The sequence below is a fragment of the uncultured Methanobrevibacter sp. genome, assembly GCF_900316895.1.
In the GTDB taxonomy this organism is placed as follows: Archaea; Methanobacteriota; Methanobacteria; order Methanobacteriales; family Methanobacteriaceae; genus Methanocatella.
The window spans coordinates 1-7,464 of record NZ_ONER01000072.1; the positions used below are offsets into that span (position 1 = coordinate 1).

11 protein-coding genes are annotated in these 7,464 nt (G+C 35.5%); 5 read left to right on the forward strand and 6 right to left on the reverse strand.

Features of this window, described 5'->3' with window-relative positions; all coding sequences use genetic code 11:
* Positions 1-133: 133 nt before the first annotated feature.
* From QZN27_RS07645 to QZN27_RS07660, 4 genes are all read right to left on the reverse strand, one after another.
* Entirely contained in the window at positions 134-535 is a 402-nt protein-coding gene (locus tag QZN27_RS07645) for a hypothetical protein (RefSeq protein WP_394346860.1), read from the reverse strand.
* A 239-nt stretch (positions 536-774) separates the two neighbouring features.
* Positions 775-978 (reverse strand): hypothetical protein, encoded by a 204-nt coding sequence (locus tag QZN27_RS07650; protein ID WP_296785957.1) that lies wholly within the window; start codon positions 976-978, stop codon positions 775-777.
* On the reverse strand, positions 968-1,390 hold the full coding sequence (locus tag QZN27_RS07655; RefSeq protein WP_296785958.1) for a hypothetical protein: 423 nt from the start codon (positions 1,388-1,390) through the stop codon (positions 968-970). The genes QZN27_RS07650 and QZN27_RS07655 overlap by 11 nt, the downstream gene beginning before the upstream one ends.
* 297 nt (positions 1,391-1,687) lie before the next feature.
* Positions 1,688-2,113: a hypothetical protein gene (locus QZN27_RS07660; protein ID WP_296785960.1), complete on the reverse strand. Its 426-nt coding sequence runs from the start codon at positions 2,111-2,113 to the stop codon at positions 1,688-1,690.
* Positions 2,114-2,233: 120 nt separating this feature from the next.
* On the opposite strand from QZN27_RS07660, the gene QZN27_RS07665 reads away from it, so the two are divergent.
* Positions 2,234-3,496, forward strand: a complete 1,263-nt coding sequence (locus QZN27_RS07665) for an exodeoxyribonuclease III (RefSeq protein WP_296785962.1) — start codon at positions 2,234-2,236, stop codon at positions 3,494-3,496.
* A 15-nt stretch (positions 3,497-3,511) separates the two neighbouring features.
* Positions 3,512-4,033: a macro domain-containing protein gene (locus tag QZN27_RS07670; protein ID WP_296785964.1), complete on the forward strand. Its 522-nt coding sequence runs from the start codon at positions 3,512-3,514 to the stop codon at positions 4,031-4,033.
* Positions 4,034-4,069: 36 nt separating this feature from the next.
* On the opposite strand, the gene QZN27_RS07675 is transcribed toward QZN27_RS07670, so the two are convergent.
* Positions 4,070-4,498 carry an SseB family protein gene (locus QZN27_RS07675; RefSeq protein WP_296785966.1) on the reverse strand — a complete coding sequence of 143 codons (429 nt, stop codon included), beginning with the start codon at positions 4,496-4,498 and terminating at the stop codon, positions 4,070-4,072.
* A 309-nt stretch (positions 4,499-4,807) separates the two neighbouring features.
* Here QZN27_RS07675 and QZN27_RS07680 point away from each other — a divergent pair, with 309 nt between their 5' ends.
* Positions 4,808-5,293: a hypothetical protein gene (locus QZN27_RS07680; protein ID WP_296785972.1), complete on the forward strand. Its 486-nt coding sequence runs from the start codon at positions 4,808-4,810 to the stop codon at positions 5,291-5,293.
* Positions 5,294-5,375: 82 nt separating this feature from the next.
* On the opposite strand, the gene QZN27_RS07685 is transcribed toward QZN27_RS07680, so the two are convergent.
* Positions 5,376-6,284 (reverse strand): hypothetical protein, encoded by a 909-nt coding sequence (locus QZN27_RS07685; protein ID WP_296785974.1) that lies wholly within the window; start codon positions 6,282-6,284, stop codon positions 5,376-5,378.
* Positions 6,285-6,472: 188 nt separating this feature from the next.
* On the opposite strand from QZN27_RS07685, the gene QZN27_RS07690 reads away from it, so the two are divergent.
* Positions 6,473-6,874 (forward strand): hypothetical protein, encoded by a 402-nt coding sequence (locus QZN27_RS07690; RefSeq protein ID WP_296785977.1) that lies wholly within the window; start codon positions 6,473-6,475, stop codon positions 6,872-6,874.
* A gap of 162 nt (positions 6,875-7,036) precedes the next feature.
* On the forward strand, positions 7,037-7,240 hold the full coding sequence (locus QZN27_RS07695; RefSeq protein ID WP_296785980.1) for a MoaD/ThiS family protein: 204 nt from the start codon (positions 7,037-7,039) through the stop codon (positions 7,238-7,240).
* Positions 7,241-7,464: the final 224 nt, after the last annotated feature.

Genomic DNA, 7,464 nt, shown 5'->3' on the forward strand with positions numbered 1-7,464 from the left:
GGGTTTCTTCGGGATTCTCTTCTTTTTCCTCATATCGGGAGCGGTATCTTAAGGTTGTTCCGCAGCTGCATACCGGGCTTCCCTCCGAAACGTATGACCCGCAGTTCGGACATATCGGCATATTAATCACATCCTATTGGCCGTCACCATCGATTGTGAAATCGGCAAATGGATCCTTTTCAACAGTGTCTTTAAGCTTAAGGCTCCTTTCGACATCCATGGCCAGGGCATCGCAGTCGGCCTTTATGGCATCAAGATGCATCAGAATCCTCTGCTTTTCCTCATTGATTCTTTCGATGTTGGTGTAGGGGTAGATGCATTCCTTGAGCATCTCATAATCAACAGTGGTGTATGGGTACTCGTTGAGCTGTCTGCACACATTTACAAGGATGCTGTACAGAAACCTGTTCATCTCGACCTTTACCTGGTCCTTGATCATCTTGTCGGAGTCAAGGTTCTCTTTCATCAGACGGTAGACTTCGTTTTTTGCAAAAGGCAATTTCTCTTTTTGGCTATTCATATTTTTCTCAGACATGACATTTTCCTCTTTGATGGTTGAGACACTTTTTCGGTTTACCTGTTGTCTAATATTATATTTGTTTTACTTCATATATAAAGGTATCATTTAAATTGAAGAAATGATTAATTATTCTAATACTTGATAGGTCAAACTATAAAATAAATTAACCTAACTATCATAATTATGATACTTTATGATTTTTGAAATGCCGAATCATGTTATTGAAACTGTTGGCAGTTCATGAAAAAAATAGATTATTTCATCAGATACTCCTTGTCAAACCTTACAATGAAGTCCACAAGAATGCTTTTCTTGACCATCTCCTCATCGGTCATTGAGAATTTAGTCAAACGCTCATACTCCTCCATCAGCTCCTCATCACTCATTTTAGTGAGCAGAATCATGTATTCGCTGTACTTGCTGTAGCCCTCATAGGGCTCGTTGATTTTAATGCTCATGGTTCACTTCCTTATATGTCTGAATCATCTCATACAGACGGATGCTTTCATAAATCATGTTCTTCTGGGCTTTAGTCGAAAGTGTACGGTCATTGGTGATGTGCTTTCCCCTTGTGCATTCATCGATGGTTATCAGGATACGGTAGTATTTCTTTTTGAGTATCTTTTGGATGTCAAGGGTTAAATGGAAGCAGTTGTCCCTGGTGTCTGGCTTTATACGGCACATTGAGCCGAATGAAAACCTCCTGTAGTTCTTGCAGAAGAAGCATTTCACGCATTCGTTTTCTACAACCTCAAAGGTTGTCAGCATGAAATATTCAATCTGTTCGTCGGTCGGTACATCGAAATGGTCTAAAACTTCGTCCTTTTCGAATAGCTTTCTTTTAATGTGTGCAACAAGTTTATCATTCATTTTGATTTTACCTTTTTAAAAAATAGCTTTTGTGTAAAGTTCAACGGCAACGGTTCCGGGCTTTCGGTAAGGTGATTGTTCAAGCCCTATTGTTCAATTGAAAAATTGAAATTCCAACACTGTAGTAAAAATTTTCAGAAATTAATATTTTGGTGAGACAAGTTTTCAGTCTCTACTTATATATTTGTTTAAACTTGTATATAAAGTTATGTTTAATATGTGTATAAAAATTTAAATGAAAAACAATCAATCTAAAATAGAACAATTAATTATTCCAATTATACGAAAAAAATCTCATTATTTATTATTAAAATATTCATCTTCATCATATTCTTGGTCCATCTGATACCAATAACCCTCCTGAGTGTCAGGGTCATACATCCTTTTGTATTCATGACCATTTTCTGTTTTTACCGGCTGGTCATGCAGATATGCCCAGTCAGTATCTGTTTTTTGTGATTCATCCCATTTATCAACATAATCATCAGAACCATATTCCGGTTCACTTTCATCAGAAGAACTGGATTGAGTAGAGGTATCTTCACTATTATCCGCCAATGTTGCATTAATTACTTCTGTAGTTGTGTTTGTAGTATTGTTAATTTGAGTTGTCTGATTATTCTTATTATTTGTATCGCCATTCATTAAAAGACAAATTGAACCAATCAATATTATAATAATCAGCAATAAGACAATAATTGCAATTTTCTCTTTTTTATTCATTGCTTCACCACTTCACTATTAATCAAAATCTAGTTTTCAATTAGGAATTATGCTAGATTAATAACTTCATATAAACAGTATATATGATGTGATTAATATAATTATATTCAAGGTGATTAAATGAAAATTATCTCATGGAATGTTAATGGAATCAAATCTTTGATAAAGACAGGTCATTTTGAGGAAATATTTACTGAAAAACCAGATATTTTATGTCTTCAAGAAGTTAAAAGTGCAAAAATACCAGATGTTGAAAATTATTACTCATATTTATTCCCATCACAAAAAGGTGTAAACTATAGTGGCACTGCCATTTATACAAAAATAAAACCCCTTTCAGTTAAAAAAGGATTAGGCATTAAGGAATTTGATGATGAAGGGAGAGTTATTAAACTTGAGTTTGAAAATTTCAATTTATTTAACATGTATGCGCCTTCAGGTGCTGGAGGGAATGAAGAATATGTCCATAAGACCAATTTTTATGATAAATTCACAGAATACATTAAAAAATCAAATAAACCTGTAATATTCTGTGGAGATTTCAATAGAATATCGACTGAACTTGATGCAAAAAACATCAAAAATATCAAGAACAAATCCGGATTCATGCCAGAAGAGGCAGCCTGGTTTAATGAATTGTTATCAACAAAATATTTAGATGCATTCCGTAAATTTAATGACCAGGGAGATAACTTTACTTGGTGGCCCTATGCATGGGATGCGCGGGCAAAAAATAATGGGTATAGATTTGATTATTTCATTGTTTCCCAAAGTTTTGAAAATACATTAAATGATTCATATATCCTAAAAGACCAATTAGGTTCAGATCATGCACCTATTGTTTTGGAATTGAACTCCTGTCAAGTATGCGGCACAATCAACTACAAAAATAATGAATTCTGTTACCATTGTGGAATTAAACTATCAGAACCTGAAGATGAAGAGGAACAATCACGTGAAGACAAATTAGAAATAGCTAAAGATAAGATAATCCTTCTGGATTTGAATTACACATTAATAGCCAACTCCAAAGAGATTTGGAACTATCCTCTTGAGAAGAAAATCAAGTCACAGGAATATGAAAAAAATCTGATTGAATTAATCAAGGACAATTACGTTATTTTAATAACTGCAAGTCCTTATAAAAGATCCTATAAAATATTAAGAGACATTAAGGAAAAAACTGGTTTTGAACCTGATGAATCTTATTGGAACTTTGGAGGCCAACCACCACAAATTAAAAAGTATTGGATGGAAAATGAGGTTATACCACAACATGGCGATGATACAGATAAATATCTGGCAATTGAATCCAATCCTGCAACCAGAAGAATGTATAAGAAATTAGGCATCGAGGCAAGACCAAAAAGCGACTTTATTTAAATGGAAATGATTAAAATGAAAGGCACAATTGAAATACAACAAAAAGGAATAACAGATTTGGATGTTGATGCTGTCGTGAATGCGGCAAACAGCCAGCTTCTGGAAGGAGGCGGAGTGTGCGGAGCGATTTTCAGCGAGGCAGGTTCACATGAGCTCACAAAAGCATGCGATAAAATCGGAGGATGCCCAACAGGCAGTGCCGTAATAACCCCAGCTTTCAATCTCAAGGCAAAATACATCATCCACGCCGTCGGGCCGATCTGGAGAGGCGGAGATGACAACGAGGAGGAGCTGCTCTACAGCGCATACACCCAATCATTAACATTAGCAAAGGAACATGACTGCAGCTCAATCGGTTTTCCGGTAATTTCATCAGGAATTTACGGATATCCGAAAGATGAGGCATGGCAGGTGGCAATCAGAGCATGTCTTGATTTTTTAAATGACAATCCTGACTACCCACTCAGAATCATATTTGCGGTTATAAGCGACAGCTCAAGGGAACTTGGAGAGTCTGTAATTGACAACATGCTCTGAATATATTCAGAAGCAATCCACATACTCTTTGAAAATTTATCTTTTAAACATTCCTATGAATGTTTCCATTGGAAGCATTATAGGATTTTCTCCGAACGGATTGAAAACAACACCGTCAACGGATTTATCATGACCACTTGCAAAGGAATCAGCCAAATCCTGAGTGTACATTCCCATTACTGAAACCTGACCCTTGATTTCAGATTCCTCACTGAACAATGGAATCAGATTATTGCCGAAATCATCAGTCAAACTTATCGGCTTAAAGCGCAGCGGCTCTTCGAACTCACCTACATCCCCAACTTTCATGTTTTCATCAATTTCAAAGTTTGAAGTGATTTCAATAGGCATGAGAAGCTGTGATTTCCTCAATTCCTCGGTTAGTATTTTTAAGTGCTCATCACTAGCTGTTTCAACCTTAACTTTCAGTAATTCTGTTAATTTCGTGTTGTCTGTTTCTGTCATAATAACACCTTTAAATTAAATTATATACATTACTGAAGTTTAAATTTTGCCATTTTCGCACAGAAAACATTCAAGGCAGATTTGCACTGGAAATCAAAATGATTGCAAACCATGTTATCAGAGATAATCTAACATTAAAACATTTATTTTTATAAATAAACCCTTTTTCTTCTTTTTTTAATAAAAAAACAATGCAAGTGACCACTTGCTTGCGAAAACCTTTATATATGGTCTGTTTCATATACATTAATAGAACTTTAAAGAGTAAAACTCAACATTTCTCTCACAGTCCCAAAAAAAGGTGATACTATGGATGTAAAGAAAATAATTTTCGCATTAATCGTTACTTCACTCCTCATTGGAGGAGTCTGCGCTACAAGCGTGAACGACTTTAAGATAAACGACTCATACAAAGGCGTATACAACGGCGAGTACTACTCAGTATATGCAAACAACGACAAAGACTCTGGAATTTCAATTTACAAAAACGTAAATGACGACGTATACGACGATATCGACAACGACGACATTTTAGAAGGTATTATCCACCATGACGGAAGAGAATACATTGTCCCTGACGATGACCTGCAGCTTGATGTAGGTTCAGACCACATCGCAAACTTCAATGACACAGAACATGCAACCCATGGCGTTTCAGAAGTTGTCAAAGCCGGCGGTGAAGAATACGTTGTAGTCGCCTGGGCAAAAGATTCCAGCAGCATGGACTCATCCAAATTGATTAAGACATTAACTGACTTCAACAAAGACAACAATGTCGAAGCAATTGCATTCTAAAAATAATAATTTTTTCCATAAATCCGATTCGGGAGATTTTCATCTCCCCCAATATTTTTCCTATTTTTCAATATCGCTCATTTTAAGAGGTGTTAAAGATTTTATCCCTGATGACTGAAAAGAGGGACTGATTTTCAAAAATGTAATCTCCAACATGCAGCTTGTCAGGGTTTTCGGGAATTTCTGACGGCGGATAGTACTCATTATTGAAATAGAAATAGGTAACAATTTCTGAAGTGTTCAAACCGACATTATGGCCGTTGTCATTAGTCACATAAATATTTACACCATATTTTTTCCCATCATCAGTGTCCTGCAGCTTATAATCATAGGAATAAAGATTACGCCTATTTGTACCTGATTTCTCATAGGAACAGATTTTAACGACAGCATCAACAGGATCTTTTGCATAATCAGTATAGTTTCCTGTGCTAAAGCCGTAATACTCATTCGGAACAACTAAAAAATCGCCGGGGCTTAAATTACCCATCAAGACGGTTTCATTATATACCACACCGTATCTTCCATCAGGGGCCTTGATGAAGAAATGGCCATAACCGTAATTTTTAAAGATTTTTTGAATCTTTTTGAGGGAATCTGATGAAATATTTTTAGAGGAAAGCATTTCACAGGCAATATTCTCCATATCCCTGGTTTCAGTGTCATTTGAAGAGTCTCCACCATGGCTTGCAATCCATCCGTCTTCTGTAATCATTGCATGAATGAAATGAAAATCAGGATCATCTATCTCCTGTACAATAATTTCCTCATCATTCAGGTTATCATTATGTATAAGCACCCCGTCTTCACCGAGTTCGGCATCTTGTCTGAAAGCAAAAACAGTTTCATTTTTTTCCTGAATGGCAAATGAACAGCATTGAAAATGTGATTCATTGAAATCTGAATCAAAATCAGCCTCACCTGCACATATTGTCGCACCGGACAGACAAACAATGAAGCATGCCAACAGGAATATTTTCTTGAAATTCATATTATACCCTAATTTCTTTACTACATATATTTCATTAATTTGTTATATAACATTTCCTAAAATTGAAAACGCTTTTAAAAAAAACTTTTGAAAGAGTGCATTTCAAAGGCAAATTATTAAATATCAAACAAACAAATAGTAATATTAGCAATTATAAATAATTGTTAAAAAATTTAGGTGAAAAAAACATGAATAAAAAAATATTAGCCTGTTTATTATTAATTGCTGCAGTCGCATCTGTAGGAATAGTTGCTGCTGAAGCAAGCCAAATCAACTTGCCAGACGGATATCAAATCGATGCAGCTCAAACCATCGAAAACGCAACAACCCAACTCTTTGGTATTGATTGTGAATACAACCGTGTGGTAATGGTAAACGGCGACAAAAACATCACCGTCGATACTTTCTTCCCAGATACTGAAATTACCTTAACTCCTCAAGGTGGATCAGTAATGAAAAACATTACTGGTAAAGAAGGTCTCTATCAAGAAAAAGACGGACGTTTCATCTTCATTTACTCAGACAATGATCAGTTTGTACAAGTTGATGCACCTGATGCAAAAGTAATTGAAGAAATTGTCGGAAAATAGATTTAAACATTTATTGTTAGGTAAGTGATTTTACCTAACAAACTATTCTTTTTTTAATTGAAAAACATCCTCATCGAAAGACTTATATCTGCAAAAAATAATATAACAATTGTTAATTTTTTAGGGAAACATTAAATGAAAACCCCCGAATGAAGTGATATCATGAGTTTCAATCTTAAGTTTAAGGACATCGATGAAGAAAGGCAACTGAACGGAGAAGAATACACCATAAGCGATTTGATAAAAGAGCTTGGCCTATCCGCACAGACAGTGGTGGCAAAGCAAAACGGCGAACTGGCCATTGAAGAGACAAGGATAAACGACGGCGATGAGATAAGACTGGTTCAAATCATCTATGGAGGATAAGACCGGGAGTGATTTCATGGCAGAGAAGAGAACCTATACGTTACTCATAACAAAGGGAAACGACCCCGACGGCCAATACGATTTTTATCAAATTAGTGAAAGAATACTCCGACCTCTTTTAGGTCGGAGATGAATTTCACAAAAAAGACACAGAGTCATTTTTTTCAATCAATATTTTTTGAATAATTACTTTTCAAATGCTCTCTCACTTTGTTTATATAATT